Raw genomic sequence first — 23,783 nt, forward strand, 5'->3', positions numbered from 1 at the left:
AAAGTGATCGCGACAGGATTCAAACCTGTAACCGGCTGATCCGTAGTCAGCTACTCTATTCAGTTGAGCTACGCGACCATTGTTTCGTTTTAACGGGTGCAAAGATACGTACTTTTCCCGAATTAGCAAGCATTCGGCGACTTTTTTTGTAGAAAATTATTCGATGAAACGGTAATTAAACAGTTGGAAACCGATACTTAACCCGACATCCCACTCCCTTCTCGGTGAGCTATAATGATTTACATAAGCAGAGATGTCTCCGAACGGTAATTGACACACAACAGAAATTTCTCCTAAATATTCGAATTTAGAGAAGGCTTTTCCATAATATGCCTTATTTAATGAGTTTCTTTCAATCGGATATATAGGCATAAAACCATAAAATTCACCTCGCAGATGGAACATTTGATTGAGGCGATAGATGGGACGAATGCCGGCTCCCACAAATTGATTGGCGCGGAAAGCTTCATTATAGGTGAGTTTGCTATGTAGAGTAGGTGAAAACTCACCTGCTTGCATCATAGTCGCCGTATAATTCTCGGAAAAGTTCTTGGAAGCGTACAAAGCTTTTAAATACCATCCCAAAACCCAGTGTTCGCTCATTGTATGGTATTTTTCTTTCATATATGATAATTGCAGCCAGGGAATGGTGTTCTTTATTTATTTGAACTCCTTTGGTCTCTTCACCGGGATAGAATCTTTCCCGTCCCATGAATATCTGTGCAACAAGAGCTTCTTTGTAGCCTTGTGTCGGGTATTGCCGTGAATTAAGCGTACTTCCATTGAAGCTGATAGAGCCGCCGAATAAATCATAACGGCTTCTGTCGAATCTGTCTTTCTCAAAATCGATGATATTTCTCTGGAAATATTTGTCTTCTATTCTGGCGATCCCTATTCCAAACTCAGCTCGTTTGCTTAAAAGAAAAGGTAGTCCGACCTGAAGTTTAAGGAAGCGTTCGTCTTTCTGATTAAATGCTGGCTTGTCATTCCTGGAAAATAACTTGTCTTTCTTAAAATAGTCGAAAGTAGTAATAGATGCGATAAAGCGGTAAGAGGTCGGGATCGCAGTAGAAAAGTCGATCTTAGCCATGAATTGCGCATTATTATAGACTTTCCCGAGTTGACCGTCAAAAAGAAATTCTTTCGCATAGTAATTTAAATCCTGATAGCTGAGACCGAGATAAATTTGGTTCGAGTTGGATGTGGAAATATTCCCACCTAATCGTACGGCAAAATTATTCTCCAGTTTGACTTTTAAATGCAGGTCATATGTTTCATCCTCCGGATTGTATACGGCATGCGGGATGATCTCGGAAATCATGTTGTCTGAAAGCAGCCGGAAATAGCCTTCTTTCAAGTTTTCGTAAGTGAATTCCTTATTGTCAGAGCTATGAAATTCTTTTTTAATATATGCCTGTTGTTGGGGATTGGCTCCATCAATAATGATGTTTTTAAAGCGTAATTCCGGATAGTTGCTTCGGTATACCATTCTTCTCAAACGTATATTATCCAAATTAACCCTCCTTTGTATACGGCTTTTTATAGAATCTATCATGCTTATGGTTCGGTTATATCCGATATCATGCAATTCATCTATTCGCTGGAAATCCATCAAGCTGACATTGTCATATTTGAATGTCATCAGAATACCCATTGAATCCGGAATAGAATAATCGGTTTTTTGTCATGACCATGTTTTCTATCTGGCTCATGAGGTCATTTTCCTTGGGTTTGGTGGGGTTTGTAGATACCACACTACCAATTATAATATCCGGATGAAAATCGTCTCTCATAACGTCTGTTGGGAAATTATTGTAGATTCCTCCGTCATATGCCAGCACATTGTCAATCTCTATAGGCTTAAACATAAAGGGAAAGCTCATGGAAGCTCGGACGGCATCTCCCAAATCTCCGTTTCTCATTACGAGTTGCTTTTTATTGTATACATCAGAAGCTATGCAACGGAAAGGAACGAATAATTTGTCGAAATCGCCTTTACACGAAGCTGTAGCGCGTGCATACAAATCTACAAAAACCAGATTCATCTGTATGGGATTTACTACGCTTGTGGGCAGAAATTGTGGTTTGAAGTTTTTTAATGAGTCTTTGAATGAGAAACGGATATTAAAAAACTCCGGTGTCGGGACATTTTTCTTGAAGTGGTATACGTATTTCTCTTCTATTTGTCCTGAATACCATCTTTTAAAGTCCTCTGACTTCAATAATTCTTCCATATCATCAGGAGAATACCCCATCGCATAAAGAGAGCCGATAATGGCCCCCATGGAAGTTCCTGTAATATAATCGATAGGAATGTTATTTTCTTCTAAGGCGCGAATGATGCCGATGTGTGTCAATCCTTTGGCACCGCCACCACTTAAGACAAGACCTACTTTTTGGGCGCAGACAGTCGGCATGAATAACCATATAGCAATTAACACTAAAAGTATTTTTCTCATAACCCAAATCAAACAATTGAAGTATTTATCATTTAGTGTTCAAATATATGCAATACTTTCCAATTTATCGATATTTTAGCGTTCGTTTTATGATGAAAAAAGAGCATTGCAACACGTTTTAGTGTTGAATGCTCTTTCATTGATTTATGTTATAAATAAAGGGGCGGTATTAAATCAGCTCAATACTGCGCTTCACGAAGTTGTTCAGAGCTTCACCTTTTAGCATATTGTTCTGCAATAAAGCCAGGTCGATGAGTTGACGGATTACCTTGTTGTTGCTGGCATATCCTGCAAAGATGCCTTCTTTTTTATTTTTCAGTTCATCCCATTTTTTATCCAGCTCATTCAGTTCATCTTTCTCCGCAGTAGGAATATCTTCTTCCTTCTTGTCCTTTTGGCTGTCTTTTAGTTCGTTGCGACGCTTGCTGACACTATTCATCTCTGTTTGTATAGGAGCTATTTCAGGGTGACAAGCTGCTTCTTCTTCGTCAAGCACTTGCTTGATAAGCTTATGGTCGGAGTTCAGAACCAGATTGAACATATCCGGCATCTCCCCATAGAAGCTCATTCCGGCCTGAATATTTGCCATTTCCTTCATACGACGCATATACTCGCTTTGAGTAATCATCACCGGAGCTGAATTGTCTCCCAATGCCTGTGTCATTACATTGAACTCAACTTTATCCATTTTGGGTAACTGGCTCTTGAAAGCAGTTGTGATAGCTTCTTGCTTTTCTCCTTCCAGTGTCTCGTTTTTCTTGTCTTCTTTGATGATAAGGTTGTCGATCACATCGCTGTCTACACGGGTGAAGCGAGATTTCTCAAACTTCTGTTCCAGCATACTTACCATAGCTACATCTAATTGACCATCCATAAGCAGAACATTGTATCCCTTGTTGGTGGCAGCCTCGATATAACTGAATTGTTCATCCTTATTATTAGCATACAAATAGATCAGATTTCCATCTTTGTCTGTCTGATTATCTTTAATAAGGGTCTGATACTCTTCAAATGTATAATGTTTGTTATCTGTATCGGTGAAAAGGGCGAATTTTTGCGCTTTCTCATAGAAATCCTCTTGAGTAAGCATGCCGTAATTGATAAATATTTTCAAATCATTCCACTTCTCTTCAAACTGTTTACGGTCGTTCTTGAAAATCGATTGCAGGCGGTCGGAAACTTTCTTCGTGATATAGGTAGAAATCTTCTTCACATTCGAGTCGCTTTGCAAATAAGAACGGGATACATTCAATGGAATATCCGGGGAATCAATAACTCCATGTAATAAAGTCAGGAAGTCCGGTACAATTCCTTCTACGGAATCCGTTACATATACTTGGTTGCAATATAACTGAATCTTATTTTTATTCAGCTCAATATTGCTCTTTACTTTCGGGAAGTAGAGGATACCAGTCAGATGGAACGGATAATCCACATTCAGATGAATCCAAAATAATGGCTCGTCTGACATCGGGTACAACTTGGTATAGAACGACTTATAATCCTCGTCCGACAGTTCGCTCGGCTTACGAGTCCACAAAGGAGTGGTGTCGTTAATAATATTGTCTTCAGTGGTTTCTACCTGTTTTCCATCTTTCCATTCTTTCTTCTTCCCGAATGCAATGGGGACAGGAAGGAAGCTGCAATATTTCTTCAGAAGCTCAGAAACACGTGCTTCTTCGAGGAATTCTTTGCAATCGTCATCGATATATAAGATGATATCTGAACCACGATCTGCCTTATCTACTTCTTCAATAGTGAATTCAGGGCTACCATCGCAAGTCCATTTTATAGCTTGTGCTTCGTCTCTGTAGGATTTGGTGATAATTTCAACCTTTTTTGCAACCATAAAGGCAGAATAGAAGCCTAAACCGAAATGTCCGATGATTGCATTTGCATCATCTTTGTATTTTTCCAGAAAATCATTCGCTCCTGAAAATGCAATCTGATTGATGTACTTTTCTATTTCTTCTGCAGTCAGGCCAATACCACGGTCGGAGATAGTAATAGTGTCTTTACCTAATTCAACGTGAATTGTCAGATCGCCCAGTTCACCTTTAAACTCCCCAATGGAAGCAAGGGTATTTAGTTTCTGAGTGGCATCTACTGCATTAGACACTAATTCGCGAAGAAAAATTTCATGGTCACTGTACAAGAACTTTTTGATGATAGGGAAAATGTTCTCTGTTGTAACCCCAATATTACCTTTTTGCATAATAACGTATATTTTTTGGTTTATTTATTAGAATGTTTTTAATTGATATTTGTTCAGATAGAGACAAAAAAAATGCCAGACCCTAAGGTCTGACATTCTGGCATATTTTATGACTTATCTTATTTAAGTAATCTTCTTTCAAGATGCAATAACTTTCATCTCCAATTCACCTTTCTCTTTATTCAGAGAGACTTGAATGACATCTTTTTCTTTCAGAGAAGAAGTTATAATGAGTTCTGACAGTCCATCCTCCAAATGGGTTTGAATAGCTCGTTTTAAAGGGCGGGCTCCGAATTGCACATCGTATCCTTTTTCGGCCACGAATCTTTTAGCTTCATCATCAATAACTAGCTTATATCCAATAGATTCAATACGATCATATAGTCCTTTTAGCTCAATATCAATGATTTTCGTGATAGCTTCCAAAGAGAGTTGGTCAAATGTTATGATTTCATCGACACGGTTGATAAATTCGGGCGCGAATGATTTATTTAATGCTTTTTGTATAACACTTCGCGAGAACTCTTTATCATCCAGACGGCTTTGTGTAGCAAAGCCTACACCACGTCCAAACTCCTTTAACTGGCGGGTACCAATATTGGAAGTCATGATAACAACTGTATTTTTAAAATCAACCATTCTGCCATAACTGTCAGTCAGACGGCCTTCGTCCATCACTTGAAGAAGGAGATTGAATACATCCGGATGTGCTTTTTCGATCTCATCAAGCAAGACGATAGAATAAGGTTTGCGACGTACTTTTTCAGTTAATTGTCCGCCTTCTTCATATCCTACATATCCCGGAGGAGCTCCGACCAGACGTGAGACTGTGAATTTTTCCATAAATTCGCTCATGTCTATACGAATCAGTGCATCGGAAGACCCGAACATATATTTTGCCAATTCTTTGGCTAAATGGGTTTTACCTACACCAGTCGGACCTAAGAACATAAAGGTTCCAATGGGCTTATTGGGGTCCTTCAATCCCACACGGCTTCTTAAAATAGCCTTGACCAGTTTCTCTATCGCCGGATCCTGTGCGATTACTTTCGATTGCAGATCCTCCTTCATGCCAGCCAGCTTGATTCCTTCGGCTTGTGCCATACGCTGTACCGGAATGCCGGACATCATAGAAATAACATTGGCAATTTCCTCTGCATCAACAGTCTGTCTATTCTCTTTCAGACTGTTTTCCCATTCTCGTTTCATTTCGTCCAACTGAAGCGTGAGCTCTTTTTCCTTATCTCGGAAACTGGCAGCGAGTTCAAATTCTGCGATTTCACAGCTTCATTTTTCTTGCTTTTAGCTTCTTCGATGAGTTTTTCCTGCTCTTCGATTTCCTTGGGTACATTGACGTTGGTCAGATGTACACGTGATCCTGCTTCATCCAAAGCGTCAATAGCTTTATCGGGGAAGTTACGGTCCGTAATATAACGGTCTGTCAACTTGACACAAGCTTCCAATGCTTCATCTGTATAGTTCACGTTATGATGATCTTCATATTTATCCTTGATGTTACGCAGAATCTGAAGAGTTTCGGCAGCAGTAGTGGGTTCCACCATAACTTTTTGGAAACGACGTTCCAAAGCGCCGTCTTTTTCTATATTCTTACGGTATTCATCAAGGGTAGTAGCACCAATACATTGTATTTCGCCGCGTGCCAATGCAGGTTTCAGCATATTGGCTGCATCCATTGAACCGGCTGCAGAACCTGCACCTACAATTGTATGGATCTCATCAATGAACAGGATTACATTCGGATTCCTTTGTAACTCGTTGAGAATGGAACGAATACGCTCTTCAAACTGACCACGATATTTTGTTCCTGCCACAACTGCGGTCATGTCAAGAGCTACTACTCGCTTATCAAACAAGATGCGTGAGACTTTCTTTTGAATAATTCTCAAAGCAAGTCCTTCAACGATTGCTGATTTTCCTACACCAGGTTCACCGATCAGAATCGGATTGTTCTTTTTACGGCGACTCAGGATTTGAGCCAAGCGTTCAATTTCCTTTTCTCTGCCTACTACAGGGTCCAAACGTCCTTCTTCTGCCGCTTTTGTCATATCTGTACCGAAATTGTCAAGTACAGGCGTGTCATTAGCCGGTTTTTTTGAAGCTGTTTGCGCCTGTTGCTGGCGTTCTTCAGAACCGCTTCCACCAGATCGGGGAGAAGACATTTCTTCATCATCATCGTCTTCCGGGAATCCCATGCCGGAATTTACATCCGGTTGCAATGTGGCTTGTTCCAACACTTTCACGTAATTAACGTCATTAGCTTCGAGCACGGAAGCAGCCATATTGTTTCTTTCTCTTAGGATCGCTAACAAAACATGCTCTGTATCAGCTATATTACTTCTCATTCCACGTGCTTCTAAAATACACATTTTTAATATTTTTTGCCGCGTCATTAGACAACGGTATCTCTGCATCAGGCAATAGCATATCATCAGCTTCTGTCTTCAGCCGAGCTTCAATCTGCTGCTTTACTGCAGCTAAATTGGTGTTGAGTTTTGACAATATCTCGATAGCTTTTCCTTCACCGTCACGAAGCAATCCCAGAAGTAGGTGCTCAGGTCCGATATGCCTACTCCTCAACCGGTTAGCTTCTTCCTTGCTATAGACGATAATGTCGGAAACTCTTTGTGAGAATTGATTATTCATACTTTTTCCTTTTCTTCTAAGGGGTTATTTACTGGCAAATATACGCATTTAATCAAGTTTGTATTGCATATTTGCTTTATTTCTTATATCTACAAATGGCGTGCCATAAAAACAATGCTTTGTATTATATATATAAGGTATAACAAATACCACTCCCTGTTTTTCACAGATATAGTCTCCTTAATGGTAGTATTTATTCTTTTTCTCATTTCTTTTTCTAATATTAATGGTTAGAAGTCAATCCGTTCCTTGAAATTTTTAATTTTAATAACTAAATATAGACAAACAGACTGTCCTTCAAGCAGAAAAAAACTTTCTTCGGAAAAACTTTCGTATATCGTGGAAAAGTAGTACTTTAGCGTGGTTTTTCACAGACCATACAATGTATAATTAATAATCATTTTAAATGCTTGAACAAGACAGAATTATAAAGATTAACATCGAGGAGGAAATGAAGTCATCGTACATTGACTACTCCATGTCGGTCATTGTTTCACGTGCCCTTCCGGATGTTAGAGATGGATTTAAGCCCGTTCACCGTAGAATTTTATACGGAATGATGGAATTGGGTAATACTTCAGACAAACCTTATAAAAAATCTGCAAGAATTGTGGGTGAAGTACTGGGTAAGTACCATCCGCATGGAGACTCTTCAGTATATTATGCTATGGTGCGTATGGCTCAGGAATGGGCAATGCGTTATCCTTTAGTAGATGGCCAAGGTAACTTTGGTTCTGTAGATGGTGATAGCCCCGCTGCCATGCGTTATACGGAGGCTCGTCTAAACAAGTTGGGTGAAGCGATGATGGATGACCTGTATAAGGAAACTGTAGACTTCGAACCTAACTTTGATAATACGTTGACAGAGCCGAAGGTGATGCCGACCCGTATTCCTAATCTTTTGGTTAATGGTGCTTCTGGTATTGCGGTAGGTATGGCAACTAATATGCCTCCTCATAATCTTTCGGAAGTAATTGATGCTTGTGAAGCATATATTGATAATCAGGAAATCACAGTAGAGGAACTGATGACTTATGTCAAAGCTCCGGATTTCCCTACAGGTGGTTATATATATGGTATCAGCGGAGTACGTGAAGGATATCTGACAGGTCGTGGACGTGTAGTAATGCGTGCAAAAGCGGAAATTGAAACCGGACAGACACATGATAAAATCGTAGTGACTGAGATCCCTTATAATGTTAATAAGGCTGAACTGATCAAATATATTGCTGATCTTGTTAATGATAAGAGAATAGAAGGTATCTCGAATGCAAACGACGAGTCTGATCGTGACGGTATGCGTATCGTTATTGATGTAAAACGTGATGCTAATGCAAGCGTAGTGCTGAATAAGCTGTATAAGATGACAGCCTTGCAGACTTCCTTCGGTGTGAATAATGTTGCATTGGTTCACGGACGTCCTAAGACATTGAATCTGAGAGATATGATTAAATACTTCGTAGAGCACAGGCACGAAGTAGTTATCCGCCGTACTCAGTTCGATCTGCGTAAAGCAAAGGAACGTGCACATATCCTTGAAGGTTTAATCATTGCTTCTGATAATATTGATGAAGTTATTCGTATTATTCGTGCAGCTAAGACTCCAAATGATGCTATTGCAGGTTTGATAGAACGTTTTAATCTGACAGAAATACAGTCACGTGCAATTGTAGAGATGCGTTTGCGTCAGTTGACTGGTCTGATGCAGGATCAGCTTCATGCTGAATACGAAGAAATCATGAAACAGATTGCTTATTTGGAAAGCATTTTGGCTGATGATGAGGTATGTCGTAAGGTGATGAAAGATGAATTATTGGAAGTTAAAGCGAAATATGGTGACGAACGTCGTTCTGAAATCGTTTATTCTTCCGAAGAGTTTAATCCGGAGGACTTCTATGCTGATGATCAGATGATTATCACAATATCTCATATGGGATATATCAAACGTACGCCATTAACAGAATTCCGTGCGCAGAATCGTGGTGGGGTAGGCTCTAAGGGAACAGAAACTCGTGATGCGGACTTTGTAGAGCATATATATCCGGCTACTATGCACAATACCATGATGTTCTTTACACAAAAAGGTAAATGTTATTGGCTGAAAGTTTATGAGATACCGGAAGGAACGAAGAATTCCAAAGGACGTGCTATACAAAACCTGTTAAATATTGACTCTGATGACAGTGTTACTGCATATTTGCGTGTTAAGAGCCTGGATGACACTGAATATATCAATAGTCATTACGTATTATTCTGTACGAAGAAAGGTGTTATCAAGAAGACATTGCTTGAACAATATTCACGCCCGCGTCAGAATGGTGTAAATGCTATTACAATTCGTGAGGATGACAGTGTAATTGAAGTTCGAATGACGAATGGTAATAATGAAATCATTATTGCTAATCGTAATGGTCGGGCTATTCGTTTCCATGAAGCTGCAGTTCGTGTAATGGGACGTACGGCTACAGGTGTACGTGGTATTACATTGGATAATGATGGTCAGGATGAAGTAATAGGAATGATATGTATAAAAGATTTGGAAACAGAATCCGTAATGGTTGTTTCTGAACAGGGATATGGTAAACGCTCTGAAATTGAAGATTATCGTAAGACTAATCGCGGTGGTAAGGGTGTAAAGACCATGAATATTACTGAAAAAACAGGTAAGTTGGTAACAATTAAGTCAGTGACTGATGAGAACGACTTAATGATTATCAATAAATCCGGAATAACTATCCGTCTGAAAGTTGCTGATGTCCGTATTATGGGACGTGCTACTCAAGGTGTTCGTCTGATTAATCTTGAAAAACGTAACGATCAGATTGGTTCTGTATGTAAAGTAATGACAGAAAGTCTTGAGGATGAAGTTCCCACAGAAGAAGCAGAAGGTACTATTGTCAGTGATCTGACTACTGATCAGGATGTTGACAATGCAGATACTGCTACAGATGTTAATGAAAATAACAACGAAATTGAGGAATAGACATAATATTAATAATTAATCAAACAACAATCATGAAAAGAGTATTATTTTCAATGGTTTTATTGATGGCCGTAAGCTTATCATTCGCTCAAATGAAGAATGTAAAAGAAGCCAAAAGCATTGCCAGTGATGTAAAACCGAATTTTAATCAAGCTGAAAAGCTGATTAATGAAGCCATTAAGAACCCTGAGACCAAGGATCTTCCTGACACATGGGACGTTGCTGGATTTATTCAGAAACGTTTTATTGAAGAAGAACGTGATAAGAAAGGTGTTCTGAAACAGCCGTTTGACACATTGAAGGCATACAACAGCATTTTAAAAATGTTTGAGTATTATACTAAATGTGATGATCTAGCTCAAGTACCTAATGAAAAAGGTAAAATTAAAAACAAATATAGAAAAGCAAATGCTTCAACTATATTGGTTGAACGTCCTAACTTAATTAACGGTGGTATTCAATTCTTTAACCTTGATAAGAATAAGGAAGCTTTGCAATTCTTTGCAACATACGTAGAATCAGCTTCTTATCCTATGTTGGCAGAGCAAAATTTGGCTAAAACAGATACTCTTTTGGCACAAATAGCATATTACGCAACATTGGCTGCTGACAGAGTAGGAGATAAAGATGCAATTATTAAATATGCTCCTGCTGCTTTGGATGACAAAGATGGCGGTAAGTTTGCAATGCAATTGATGGCAGATGCATATAAAGCTAAAGGTGATACTGCAGCATGGGTTAAATCATTGGAAGAAGGTATTTTAAAATTCCCTGGAAATGATTATTTCTTTGCGAATTTGGTAGATTACTATACTAGCTCTAACCAAGCTTCTAAAGCAATGGAATTTGCTGATAGAATGTTGTCTACTGATGCTAATAACAAGTTGTATCTTTATGTGAAAGCGTATCTTTATCATAATATGAAAGAATATGATAAAGCTATTGAGTTCTACAAGAAAGCTATTGCTGCAGATCCTGAATATGCAGAGGCATATTCTAATGTAGGATTAGTGTATTTGATGAAGGCTCAGGATTATGCTGATAAAGCTACAACAGATATCAATGATCCGAAATATGCAGAGGCACAAGCTACAGTGAAGAAATTCTATGAAGAAGCTAAGCCATTCTACGAAAAAGCCAGAGCTTTGAAACCTGATCAGAAAGATTTGTGGTTACAGGGTCTTTACCGTGTTTACTATAATCTGAACATGGGTCCTGAATTTGAAGAAATCGATAAGATGATGAAATAATTATATTCAGTTTTTATAAAAAGACTATCCCAAAATTTAAATTAGGATAGTCTTTTTTGTTTTTACAAATAAAGAAGCTTGAATGATGATTCTGATTTTTTTTATCAAAATATATAATGATGAATTTCTTTTTGTGAGAAAATGAAAAAGAGGCTATAACCAATTCATTTGGAATGCCTCTTTTGGTTTTAGAGAGAGAAGAGAGAGAAATTAGTTATAAGTATTATCTATTTTTCTATTAAACATAATGATAATTATTCCCTGAACGTAAACAGTTTATTTTCGTTCTTTCTCCATCATCCGTTAATAACAAGCAATGGCGTATCGGAATGGAAAATCATCTTACGAGCGATACTTGGGTTAAATAATCGTGCAAATATATTTCTCTTATAGGAAGTTAATGTTATTATATCAATTTGATTATCTTTGATATATTGATCAAGTCCTTTTAATAGATTATCATTCATTACCACATCATAATGAATTTCAAGCCCGGGATATTGTTTTTGGAAATAGTCTTTGATACCTGCAAGTTTAATTTCATTCCAAGTATCTTTGGATTCAGCCAGATGTATTAATGAGACTGAAAAATGGAAAGATTTCCAAGTGTTGAAAAATGCTTCAAAAGCAATCAAGTCTCTCTGATCAAAATTGGTTAAGAAAGCAATACGTTTTACTTCATTGAATTCTTTGAATGGAGTATTTTCCGGAATTGCTAATACTGCTGTGCGGCTTCGATCAATAATTTCAGCTGTTACACTGCCAATTAAGTCAATGTCTTTCTGGCTTTTTCCACGCGTTCCCATAATGATAACCTTAGGACGCTGCTCCTTGGCATATCTTAAAATTTCTTCTTCTGGAATTCCTTCTCGCAAAATGCAACTATATTTGATATCCGGAAATTCTCCAGATGCAACTTTTTCCTTTATCTTATCAGATAGTGCGTTGAGATCTGAATGGACCTGTTGGATGATTGTTTTAACAGATTCTTCATCTCCGATCTGATAATTGAATACATCGCCATATGGTAATGACGAAGCGTATATCGGTGTAAAGTAAACATGTAATAGAATCACTTCAGAATTCTCAGTTTTAGCCAAATTAAAGCCAAATTCACACGCTTTCATCGAATAACTGGAGAAGTCGACAGGTATTAAAATTTTGTTCGATTTATTATCTACCTTAGGTGTCTTCTCTCCCACTATACTTTCAGATAACCAGGTAGAACTTTCCGTTATTTTTAATGCACGTGGTAGATCACTTTCTTTAATTCGCAGACGTACTCCTGAAGATACAACAGGTTGTATTTGATTTACGTTATGAATGTATGTTTCTATTCCTTCATTTTCGAGGACATTCTTTAGAATCTGAGCTTTTGTATAAGTCAGAATAGCTAAGGTTACTAATTTATCTTCCATAATAATCTGTTTTTGAAGGTAAACAAATAAGAAATCCCAATTGTTTGGGCAATTGGGATTCTTGTTTTATATTTTAAATTTGCATAGGTTCGGTAGCTTGTTCTTTTTGCATACTCATGTTTATTTCATCTAAAATTTTTAGAGCCCGGTCGAGAACAGTTGTGTCATCTAGCATTACAAGCCCGCCATCCGGACCGGGCTCAAGATGTATTCCGACACTTTTTCCTTCCTTGAAATTGTGGCCTCCGAAGAAGTTGCGCACTGTATCTACGTGCAAACCAAGTTCGTCTGCTATTCTATGCATGCTACCGCTAGGCAATGAATCTTTAATCTTGCGAAGTTCATTAAATGTTATTGTTCTCATGTCTCATAAATTTAATGGTTAATACTATATTGTATTTAATTTTTTATCACGCTATAAACTTAAGCAAAAAAAAGATAAAACAAATTATTTGCTTATCTTTTTTCCTAAATTCCTAAATTCTGTTTACGAATTTTATATCACTTCAATAGCGGAAGCCGGTACCCATCCTACTTTGCCGTCTTCCAAGCGAATTTCTTTCCATTCTTTCATTGAGTTATCTTTGATACTGACCTTACGTCCCTCATGAAGGATGAACAAACTTGTTCCACTTTCACTCGGAGTGCTGCGAACTGTTACACTAGGATTCATGACGATCGCTTCGCTTCTATTTACTAAACGTTCTTTTTGCTCTGAAGCAAAAAGATTAGAGCATATCACAACGATTAAGAAAACGATACCTGATATAAATCCTGTTTTTTTCAGTATAATCTGCTTGGAGAAAATAAAGAAGTAAAGAGCGATGATAAATAGAATAAAGGAGACAATTCCCCATGTAGCCCATGCGTCTACACTCATACTGTTTATCAAGGCTTTGGTCCATGATACAAAGAAAACTTCCGGAACAGGTTCTACTTTATCTATTGTTTTAGCGCGTGCCACTTCCAGATTGGCACGGATGTCGCTGTTTCCTGGTTTCATAAGCAAAGCACGTTCGTAGTTGAGTACGGCTTTTGCAATTTCTCCAGCTTTGTAGTAACTGTTTCCTAAATTATAGTACACATCCGCAGATTCCCCATTTTTTTAATAAGGATTCATATATTTGGATAGCAGTTGCATAATCATCTTTTATATATGCGGAATCTCCTTCGGCTTTTGTTACATCTTCCAATTTCGTATCAGAAAATGTATGTGAACCCGCATGGATAGAATCAGCTTCAGTTGTTTGTATAGAATCAATGCTCTGAGTTCCCTGTCCGAAGCAAGTAACTGACATTGATAATAATATAAAAAACAATATTTTTTTCATGACACAATCTCTTCTGGGTTAATGTTTTATTGAATTTTCCATTCTGCTTATCACTTCTATTGAAGAAGAGTAGACTTTATCCATTGCCTGATTTTCATCACCCGGAGCGAAACGGGCAAATTCACAATCATTCAATGCATTCAGGAATTCTTTAATTAGTTCTTCACTTACTCCATGGTTTCTCAGCTTCTCTTCAATATTGTCTTTCGACAAACGGGAAACCGGAATACTAAGTTTGTCACTGATATATCCCCATAATGCTTTCAGTACTTCATCATAGAAGGCATCTTTCTTGTTTTCAGAGAGTAGCTTACCGGCTAGTTTCATGCGTTTGGTTGCTACTTTATTAGCTTTCTTAGTCTTCATCTTGGCAACATTGGCATTTGCAGCGGCTTGCTTGCGGTAGATGATAAAGAAGATGATGAAGGCTAGAGCAGGAATGATATAGAACAGCCAATAGGTCATTGAGCCATAGAAGAAACTACCCTTAGGTTGGAGAGTAACTTCATTTTGCTTAATGTAACGGATATCTTCACCCAATACTTTCAAGTCTTCTTTATTGGTGAAATTGGCAATCACCTGATCAGCATTTCCTGCACCTTTCTCAACATTGATTACGTAGTCTTCCGTTTTCAACGTTTTGTAAGATTTTGAACGGATATCGAAGTAGCTGAAAGATACTCCCGGGATTTTATAATTGCCTGCATGTCTTGGAATAGCCAGATATTCAATGACTTTGTTTCCTGTAAGACCTTCCTGAGTTAATCTGACTTGGTTGTCCACTTTCGGATCATATACTTCAAAGTCATCCGGGAACTTAATTTCCGGATTAGAAATCAGCTTTAGGTTTCCGGTTCCGGAGATGACTAACTTGATAGTGATAGCATCATTAGTTTTCAGCTCCTTGCTATTGATGGAAGAAGAAATGTTGAACTCTCCCACTCCACCTGAAAAGTTTGCAGGTTTACCAGCAGGAAGCGGATTGACATTAATTGCTATTTTAGGAGTAACGATAGATTTCGGTACTTTAACTACATTGCTTCCACCATTGAAAAATGCATCAAAAGGATCGTCAGATTGTACAGCTTTACCTACCGTCATCTGGAACTGTGCCGGTTCTATAAATAACTTACCCGGTTGCTGGGGAAATAATACGAATTGGCGATAGATTGTCGTATTATAGTTACGTCCTTTATAATGTTCCTGTGTCCATCTTGCATTTGCATTCATTTCAATTTCTTGAGAATGAAATCCTTTAAAGTCAGGCAGTTTGGCATTATTCAATTGCAAGTCATGTTCTCTGGTGTATATTTTATAGGTCAGGACAAATGCTTCCTGCTCGTATACATTCGTTTTACTGGCAGTTGCTGTGATAAACAAATCCTGATTAGATACACTTGTACCGGATGAAGAGCGTGCAGATGAGCTACCGTCATTTTGTCCTCCATTACTAGCCTGGTCTTGTGGCAAAACCTTCACCTTTACGGAGTTTGAAACCATCTGGTTGCCATCAGCTACAATAGAAGCTCCGGGGATTGTATATTCACCAGCAGTATTTGCCATCAATATATAAGTGAATGTAATACTACTTGTAGAGGTGACATTACCATTCATTATCTGTGTACTGCTTTGTTCTGAACGACTTGGTCCCATCAGAACATCGAATCCTTTGATAGACGGTGTCTGAAAGTCTTTTACTTTTTTTGTAGTTACTGTATAAGATAGCCTGAATTGATCCCCTACTACCACTACATCAGGAGCGGAAGCAGTGAATGACACCTTGTCGGCAAACGCCTGGGTGCTATATGCTATCAATGCCATCAATATAACAATCAGTTTTTTCATTGCTTATGAAATTTATATCATCAACTTTTTATTATTACCAATCTTTTTCCAGACGACCGCCCTGAATAACTTTCTGTTGTTTCTTCACTTTGTCCTGTACGTCTTTCTCATCCTGCATCACAGAATTAAGTAACTGCTCAGCATTTTCCTTTGACATCTGATTATCTTGTTTTTCAGGCTTCGGCGGTTGTTGCTGATCCTTTTGGTCGTCTTTCTTCTGATCGTTCTGTTTATCTTTGTTTTGATCCTGTTTCTGGTCTTGTTTCTGCTGCTGATCTTTATTCTGGTCTTGATTTTGATCTTGATCCTGCTGATTTTGTTGGTCTTTCAACATCTTTTGAGCGAGTGCCAGGTTATACCGTGTTTCATGATCTGCAGGATTGTTGCGCAGCGACATTTTGTAGGCATCCACTGCTTTTGCATAATCTTTACCAGCTTGAAAAAGCACTCCCATATTATGGTAAATGTGTGCCAATTTCATTTTATCCTTTTCTATTTTGCTGGCAGAATCATATTGCTCCATGGCTTCCTGAAACTTTTGTTGCTGTGAGAGCGTATTTCCCAAATTGTACATGGATACAGCAGATTTAGGATTAACTTCCAAAGCCTTGCGGTAATTAACCTCTGCATCTACGAATACACTATCATTGAACAGACGATTTCCTTTGCGGATATAGTCACGCTCTGCTTTCTGTGCCGAAACACCGGCAGCCGATAACAGAAAAGCAGCAAACAGGATATATTTCATTTTTAACATACGCATAGCTTACTTCTTATTAGAGAACAGATGAACGTTTTTGAATAATGGATTCTTACGATCCAAAATTAACATCTCAGCTAGTAACAATAGTAAAATGATCCATGCAATAGCCTGAAACTGTTCGTTGAAATCTGTATATATTTTCGATTCCACATCAGACTTAGCCATCTTACTTATTTCCTGACTGATAGCCTTTTGAGCAGAATTAGAATTATCTACCCGTACATAGATACCCTTTCCGTCTTTGGCTATTTCTTGACACATGCCCTCATTCAGACGGGTTACAATTACATTACCTTCGCGGTCACGGCGATAATCATTGGTACCTTCTACAGGAATAGGAGCACCTTCGGGCATACCTACTCCCAGCACACTTACCTGAATCCCTTTTTCGGCAGCAGCTTTAGCAGCTTCTACAGCGCCACCTTCATGATTCTCACCATCCGTGATGACAATGATAGCACGTCCCACTCCTTCTTGCGGAGTAAAACTGCGGGTTGCCAGGTTGATTGCTTCTCCGATTGCTGTACCCTGCTTGGAAATCAGCGATGGGCTGATAGATTCCAAAAACATTTTGGCAGAAATATAATCGCTCGTGATCGGTAGCTGGGTAAAAGCATCTCCGGCAAATACGATCATACCGACTTTGTCGTTATCTAATTCATCTACCAATCTGGATATTAATCTCTTGGCTTTTTCCAAACGGCTGGGCTGCACATCCTGCGCCAGCATAGAATTAGATATATCCAGAGCTATAATCACTTCCACCCCTTTACGTTTCACCGTTTCCTGCTTGGAACCAAATTGCGGACGAGCCAGCAATACTGAGAATAAGCCGATAGCGGCAAAGATGAGCCAAAATTTCACATCCGGTCGATATTTAGATACATCCGGCATTAATTGCGCTAACAATTCCGGATCTCCAAAACGTCGGATATTTCTCCGTCTCCTGTAATTGGAATACAAGTAGAAAGCTGCTAAAAACGGTAATAGCAGCAATAAATATAAATATGCAGGTTCTTCAAATCGAAACATCTTCTTCCTATTTTACGTTACAAATCACGATTGACGAAACATTCCTACGGAATTTTCTTGAGTATTGAATTACGCAATAAAACTTCCAGTAGTACACAAAGGAAAGCAGCCAGTGCAAACCAGCGATAGTCTTCTTCCCGTTTGCTATACTCTTTTACATTCAATTTTGTTTTCTCCAACTTGTCAATTTCTTCATATACCTCTTTCAGTTTCGAGTTACTCGTAGCTCTGAAATAGTTACCGTCGGTAGTACCGGCAATCTGAGTCAGTGTTTTCTCATCGATTTCCACCGGCATATTGATATACTGTACTGTATTACCGACCGGATAAGGATATGGAGCCATTCCATTCGTACCCACTCCGATGGTATACACACGGATACCGAAACTTTTGGCAATCTCAGCGGCTGTCAATGGCGAAATATCTCCTTTATTATTGGTACCATCCGTCAATAAGATGATAACTTTTGATTTCGCTTTACTGTCTTTCAGGCGGGTTACAGCATTTGCAACTCCCATACCAACAGCTGTACCATCTTCAATAAGACCACATTTGATATTATGAATCATATCCAGCAATACGGCATGGTCCACAGTCAGCGGGCATTGAGTGAATGTTTCTCCGGCAAACAGAGTGATACCAATATTATCATTCGGGCGTCCGTTAATAAATTCGGCAGCTACATCTTTGGCTGCTTCCAGTCTGTTTGGCTTCAAGTCTTCCGCCAGCATACTGGTAGACACGTCGATAGCCAGCATAATATCAATTCCCTCTATTTCGCTGTTTTGCCACTTATTAGTGCTTTGCGGACGCGCTAATACCACAATAATCAAAGCCAATGCAATGACGCGCAGTATAAATGGAGCATGTAGCAAATAATTCTTATAACTTTTAGGAGTATGTGCGTATACCCGTGCATCCGAAATCTGAAGGGTAGCTTCAGTTTTCTTTCGCTTCAAGATATACCATACAATATAAGGTATAAGCAATAATAGCAAAAACAGATATTCAATATTGGCAAAAACCATTTTATTTTCGATTTAACAGTTTACTATTTAGTATTCACACCACATTATGCAAAGAGATCATAAAGCTGCATACCTATATATACAAAAGTACCTATTAATGCTGCTGACAAGAATACAATACCGCAGATTAATAATATTTTGGTACGCAGAGAACGTTTCTCGATAATTGTGATTTCCGTTGGTTGCGGTTTCTGATTCTCCTCTTCCGGTTGCTTTGTTTCATTGATAAAGTCGATTGCATTAATCAAATTCGCATCATTTTCATTCATTTGCGGATCATGCTTGGCAAATTTTACTAAATCAGCTGTCTGGAAGAGTTCCTTTAAATCTGATATAGCCTCTTTATCATTCATTTCCAATAACTTATCGATGATTTCAGAAGAAGTCATCTCTAGTGCATTGAATCCGAAACGATCTTTAATATAAGTACGAAGAGTATCTGTCAATTCCGTATAATATGCCTTCGGCTGTCCTTTCTGCCATACTTTCTCATTCTTGATACGTTCGATCTCCTTCATTGCAGCCTGATGTGGCGGCAACTTAGGTTCTACTTTTATCTTGCGGATAATCGGTTTGTTATCACGTATACGAATGATCAGATAGATCAATAAGCCGAGTAAAGGCAATGCAAGGAATGAGCAACCGATCAGCCCATACCAGTCTTCCCATGCGAAAGGTGCTTTCATCACCGTTTTCTGTCCGAAGAACTGGTCCGGATGCAATGTGTCAACTGGCATCGAATATACTTTCAATGCCAGAGCTTTCGATCTATATTCTTTGCCATCCACTGTGACGGGCATTGGCGGAAGATAATAGAGAGCTGAGTCAAACGAGGTAACGATGTATTCCTGAGTAATCAGCATTCGTTGGCGATCATTCAGAAATTGTGTATCCGGTTTGACGGTTTCTATAATTTCCACCCCGCGCACCAGCGTATCGGTATAAGCAGGAAAGACAGCACGTTGTTTGGCGTCCATCGCTACTTGTAATTGTACTTTCGCCTGTTCGCCAATTAATATCTGCAACGAATCTATCTTGGCTTCCACCGTAACAGACTGTGCCACAGCTCTACCCATAGAAAGCAGACATAACAATGCTATCAGAATAATATTTCTATTCATCTTTGATTCCATTAATTTCGTTTGGCAAATAAATTCAGCAATGCCTTTACGTAATCCTGGTCGGTTCTCACAGATACGGAGTCAACATTACTTTTGGTAAATGTGTCGTTCAGTTCGGTCTGTTTGTTTATCCACCAGTCACGGTGTGCCCGGCGTACAGCTTTGGAAGAAGTATCGATCCATTGTTCATGGCCGGTTTCCGCATCTTTTATTCGCATCAGTCCCACCGGAGGAAGATCACTCACTCTCCTATCGTAAACCTGCAATGCCACTACGTCATGCTTTCGGTTGGCAATAGTCAGAGCGTTCTTAAAGTTATCCTGATCGATGAAGTCAGATAGAATAAACGCTGTACAACGTCTTTTCATTACATTGGTCAGATACTCCAATGCGAGACGAATATTGGTACGACGGCTTTCCGGTTGGAAGTCAATCAGTTCGCGGATAATATATAGAATGTGTTTACGTCCCTTTTTAGGAGGAATAAACTTTTCTATCCGGTCTGAAAAGAAGATCACACCAATTTTATCGTTGTTTTGTATAGCGGAAAATGCAAGAGTAGCTGCAATTTCCGTTACCATATCCTTCTTCAGTTGTTTAACCGTACCAAATTCCAAACTTCCGGAAACATCGACCATCAACATCACTGTCAGTTCGCGCTCTTCTTCAAACACCTTCACATAAGGTTTGTTGAATCGTGCCGTCACATTCCAGTCAATGTCGCGTATATCGTCGCCGAACTGATACTCACGGACTTCAGAGAACGACATACCTCTACCTTTGAAAGCCGAATGGTATTGGCCTGCAAAGATATTGTTAGACAGTCCTCGTGTCTTGATTTCAATCTGACGAACTTTTTTTAATATTTCACTTGTTTCCATTTATACAGTAGTTAAAGTAGTAAGTAGTCAGGTAGTTAAGTAAAATACACTTGACTACCTTTTACCGCATTGTAATATTACGGCAGATTAGGGCACTTCAACCTTGTTCAGAATCTTGCTGATGATTTCGTCCGAAGTCATGTTGTTGGCTTCCGCCTCGTATGTCAGTCCGATACGGTGACGAAGAACATCATGCGCAACAGCACGTACATCTTCCGGGATTACATAGCCGCGGCGTTTGATGAAAGCGTATGTGCGGGCAGCCAGTGCCAGATTGATAGAAGCACGAGGTGAACCACCAAATCCGATCATGTCTTTCAGTTCTTTGAGATCGTATTTCTCGGGGAAACGAGTAGCAAATACAATATCTACAATATAACGTTCTATTTTCTCATCCAGATAAACCTGGCGAACCACCTTGCGGGCTTCGATAATTTCTTCCGCTTTCAGGATAGGTTTCACATTGAACTTCTCGCCGTTGATATTCTGACGGATAATCAGTTTTTCTTCTTCCAGCTTCGGATAGTCAATCACTACTTTCAGCATGAAACGGTCTACCTGTGCTTCAGGAAGCGGGTAAGTACCTTCTTGTTCAATCGGGTTCTGAGTGGCCAATACTAAGAAAGGTTCCGGCAACATGAATGTTTCCTTACCGATAGTAACCTGACGTTCCTGCATGGCTTCCAGCAAGGCACTCTGTACTTTGGCCGGAGCACGGTTTATTTCATCCGCCAATACGAAGTTGGCAAAGATAGGTCCTCTTTGTACTTTGAAAGATTCATCTTTCTGACTGTAAACCATGGTACCAATAACATCGGCAGGCAATAAGTCGGGAGTGAACTGAATACGGCTATATTTCGCATCGATCAGGGAAGCGAGTGTTTTGATAGCCAAAGTTTTTGCCAGACCGGGTACACCTTCTAAAAGAACATGTCCGTCGGAAAGCAATCCGATAAGCAGTGATTCAACCAAATGTTTCTGACCAACAATGATTTGGTCCATACCTGTCGTAAGATTGGTAACGAAAGCACTTTGTCTTTCAATCCGCTCATTCAGTTCGCGGATATCAATTGATTCAGCCATAAATACTTAATATTTTATTATTTAATTCTCATTAATAAGGTGTAAGACTTACCAGTGTGTAAGGCTTCTAAATTCGCTCCCAAAAGTACGCCATATAATTAACGATTGCAACTAATTTTTATTAAAAAACAATGCGAAATCTTTAGATTAAGGTACTTTCATACGCTTTTGTACTTACGTAACATTTCACCCGGCTATACATTGCTGTATGAGCCGGGTGAATGGGTGTTTTTGTTTTTATTCTTTTGTAAGTTCCGGTATCTCGATTGTCGTACCGTATGGTACGTTATCGGGGTTCTTGATTACTTTCGGGTTATGTTTTACGATGTATGGCCACATGGCTTTTGTACCGTAAAAGCGTAATGAAACTTTCGTTAAAGTCTCTCCTTCTTTAATTGTGTATTTTGTTTTGGTACCGGTTATCTTGTAGGATGCGGAATCCGAATATGCCGAAGCAGCTGGTTGTTGTTGGGCAGGTTTACTTTCTGCTTTGACAGGTTCCGCTGTCGGTTCCTTCTTGACAACAGGTTGCGGTTGGACTGCTTCCACCACAGTATCCTTGTGTGCAATTGTATCTGAAAGTTGCGTTTCCGGCTGCATAGGTTGAGTAACCTCCGGCATATCAACCACATTCTTATCAGACGAAGATGAGAACAAATCCGGATAATAAATAAACAGGATAGCTCCTCCGCACAGTAGTAAGACTATAATAATAGTTGCTATTAAATAAGGAATAGCTGATTTTTCCTTTTTATTACTGTCTTTATCAGTATAGGTAGCTTTCGGTTGTTCTATTTCCGGTTGCATTTTGGGAGTTACAGGCTCCATATTTGCTTTATGAAGCTCTTGGGCTATAATTTGCTCTGCGGTAACTTCCGCTTTTTCTGCAATAACCGTTTTCTCTTCTTCTGCCTCCGTTGTTTCAGTCTCCGGTTTCTGCTCTTCTATAATTGTTTCTTCCGATTGCTCCTCAGCAGGTTCTTCTGTCGCCGGACTGAAGTCAGGTTCCAAAACAGCTTCCGAAGATTCCTCTACAGACTCTTCTTCCGGGGCTTCCTCAGATACAGCTTCCGGTTCAGTTTCCACTTCCGGCAATTCTTCGGCTTCAGGTTCTTCTGTTGCAACTGGTTCCGTTTCCGTTTCAGTTTGACTGGTTTCATTCGCGTCAGTCTCAGGAACTTCAGCCACAGCTACTTCTTCAGCAGTCGGCTGCTCTTCGATTACAGGTTCTTCCGGTTGTATTTCTTTCTGAATATCTCCATCGACATTTTCATTTCCTGCTATTTCGGAGTCGATCATTTCGGTCTCAGTATCAGAAACCGCACCTTCCTCCTCATCGGATTCTTCCATCGGGGTATCTTCCAATACCGTACCTTCATTTAATACTACCGTTTCAAAATGTGCAAAAGGCTTATTTATCGTATCTCTCAGATTGGTGTCCGGAGTAAACGATACTTTGGTATGGCCTTTTATCTGAAAACGTTCCCCTGTGTTGACATTAACGCTTTCCCGGCTATCCACATCCACAAGTTTGAAAGTCCCCAATCCTTTGATTTTCACAGTCTTCTCATTCTCCAGGGCTTGTTCTATCAAGAGAAAAAACTCTTTGACGAATGCTTCGGCATCCTTCTTGGTCATGCTATGTTTAGCCGCCAATAAGTCGATAAGGTCTTGAATTGTCAGTCTTTCATTCATAATGGGAAATATATA

The 23,783-nt window shown here is 39.2% G+C and carries 13 protein-coding genes, 1 tRNA gene and 3 pseudogenes; 2 read left to right on the forward strand and 15 right to left on the reverse strand.

The features are described 5' to 3' along the window. Nucleotides 1-4: 4 nt before the first annotated feature. From HMPREF9007_RS13110 to HMPREF9007_RS13095, 4 genes and pseudogenes are all read right to left on the reverse strand, one after another. A tRNA-Arg gene (locus HMPREF9007_RS13110) sits at nt 5-78 on the reverse strand. A 78-nt stretch (nt 79-156) separates the two neighbouring features. Then, nucleotides 157-2,459: pseudogene (locus HMPREF9007_RS13105) on the reverse strand (patatin-like phospholipase family protein). A gap of 169 nt (nt 2,460-2,628) precedes the next feature. Then, nucleotides 2,629-4,674: a molecular chaperone HtpG gene (gene htpG, locus HMPREF9007_RS13100; protein ID WP_008761562.1), complete on the reverse strand. Its 2,046-nt coding sequence runs from the start codon at nt 4,672-4,674 to the stop codon at nt 2,629-2,631. A gap of 138 nt (nt 4,675-4,812) precedes the next feature. Continuing rightward, nucleotides 4,813-7,338: pseudogene (locus HMPREF9007_RS13095) on the reverse strand (ATP-dependent Clp protease ATP-binding subunit). Between the two features lie 406 nt (nt 7,339-7,744). On the opposite strand from HMPREF9007_RS13095, the gene gyrA reads away from it, so the two are divergent. Continuing rightward, on the forward strand, nt 7,745-10,321 hold the full coding sequence (gene gyrA / locus HMPREF9007_RS13090) for a DNA gyrase subunit A (protein ID WP_008761563.1): 2,577 nt from the start codon (nt 7,745-7,747) through the stop codon (nt 10,319-10,321). A gap of 32 nt (nt 10,322-10,353) precedes the next feature. Further along, entirely contained in the window at nt 10,354-11,571 is a 1,218-nt protein-coding gene (locus tag HMPREF9007_RS13085) for a tetratricopeptide repeat protein (protein WP_008761564.1), read from the forward strand. Between the two features lie 296 nt (nt 11,572-11,867). Here HMPREF9007_RS13085 and HMPREF9007_RS13080 read toward each other — a convergent pair whose 3' ends face one another. From HMPREF9007_RS13080 to HMPREF9007_RS13030, 11 genes and pseudogenes are all read right to left on the reverse strand, one after another. Next, nucleotides 11,868-12,989 carry a universal stress protein gene (locus HMPREF9007_RS13080; protein WP_008761565.1) on the reverse strand — a complete coding sequence of 374 codons (1,122 nt, stop codon included), beginning with the start codon at nt 12,987-12,989 and terminating at the stop codon, nt 11,868-11,870. 73 nt (nt 12,990-13,062) lie between these two features. Beyond that, nucleotides 13,063-13,353, reverse strand: a complete 291-nt coding sequence (locus HMPREF9007_RS13075) for a hypothetical protein (protein WP_008761566.1) — start codon at nt 13,351-13,353, stop codon at nt 13,063-13,065. A 132-nt stretch (nt 13,354-13,485) separates the two neighbouring features. After that, a pseudogene (locus tag HMPREF9007_RS13070) lies at nt 13,486-14,320 on the reverse strand (tetratricopeptide repeat protein). Nucleotides 14,321-14,338: 18 nt separating this feature from the next. After that, nucleotides 14,339-16,165: a BatD family protein gene (locus tag HMPREF9007_RS13065; protein WP_008761567.1), complete on the reverse strand. Its 1,827-nt coding sequence runs from the start codon at nt 16,163-16,165 to the stop codon at nt 14,339-14,341. Between the two features lie 34 nt (nt 16,166-16,199). Next, entirely contained in the window at nt 16,200-16,922 is a 723-nt protein-coding gene (locus HMPREF9007_RS13060) for a tetratricopeptide repeat protein (protein ID WP_172685117.1), read from the reverse strand. A 9-nt stretch (nt 16,923-16,931) separates the two neighbouring features. Continuing rightward, nucleotides 16,932-17,960, reverse strand: coding sequence for a VWA domain-containing protein (locus tag HMPREF9007_RS13055; RefSeq protein ID WP_008761569.1), 1,029 nt, complete (start codon nt 17,958-17,960; stop codon nt 16,932-16,934). A 44-nt stretch (nt 17,961-18,004) separates the two neighbouring features. Beyond that, entirely contained in the window at nt 18,005-18,988 is a 984-nt protein-coding gene (locus HMPREF9007_RS13050) for a VWA domain-containing protein (RefSeq protein WP_008761570.1), read from the reverse strand. Nucleotides 18,989-19,032: 44 nt separating this feature from the next. After that, nucleotides 19,033-20,121 (reverse strand): BatD family protein, encoded by a 1,089-nt coding sequence (locus tag HMPREF9007_RS13045; protein ID WP_008761571.1) that lies wholly within the window; start codon nt 20,119-20,121, stop codon nt 19,033-19,035. Further along, the gene (locus HMPREF9007_RS13040) at nt 20,121-20,990 is read right to left on the reverse strand and encodes a DUF58 domain-containing protein (RefSeq protein ID WP_008761572.1); all 870 of its coding nucleotides are present in this window, start codon (nt 20,988-20,990) and stop codon (nt 20,121-20,123) included. Before HMPREF9007_RS13040 ends, HMPREF9007_RS13045 begins: the two co-directional genes overlap by 1 nt. A gap of 87 nt (nt 20,991-21,077) precedes the next feature. After that, nucleotides 21,078-22,073 carry an AAA family ATPase gene (locus HMPREF9007_RS13035; protein WP_008761573.1) on the reverse strand — a complete coding sequence of 332 codons (996 nt, stop codon included), beginning with the start codon at nt 22,071-22,073 and terminating at the stop codon, nt 21,078-21,080. Nucleotides 22,074-22,310: 237 nt separating this feature from the next. Then, nucleotides 22,311-23,768 (reverse strand): HU family DNA-binding protein, encoded by a 1,458-nt coding sequence (locus HMPREF9007_RS13030; protein ID WP_032850369.1) that lies wholly within the window; start codon nt 23,766-23,768, stop codon nt 22,311-22,313. Between the last annotated feature and the right edge of the window lie 15 nt (nt 23,769-23,783).

Origin of the sequence: Bacteroides sp. 1_1_14 (assembly GCF_000162515.1) — a bacterium.
Classification (GTDB): domain Bacteria; phylum Bacteroidota; class Bacteroidia; order Bacteroidales; family Bacteroidaceae; genus Bacteroides; species Bacteroides thetaiotaomicron.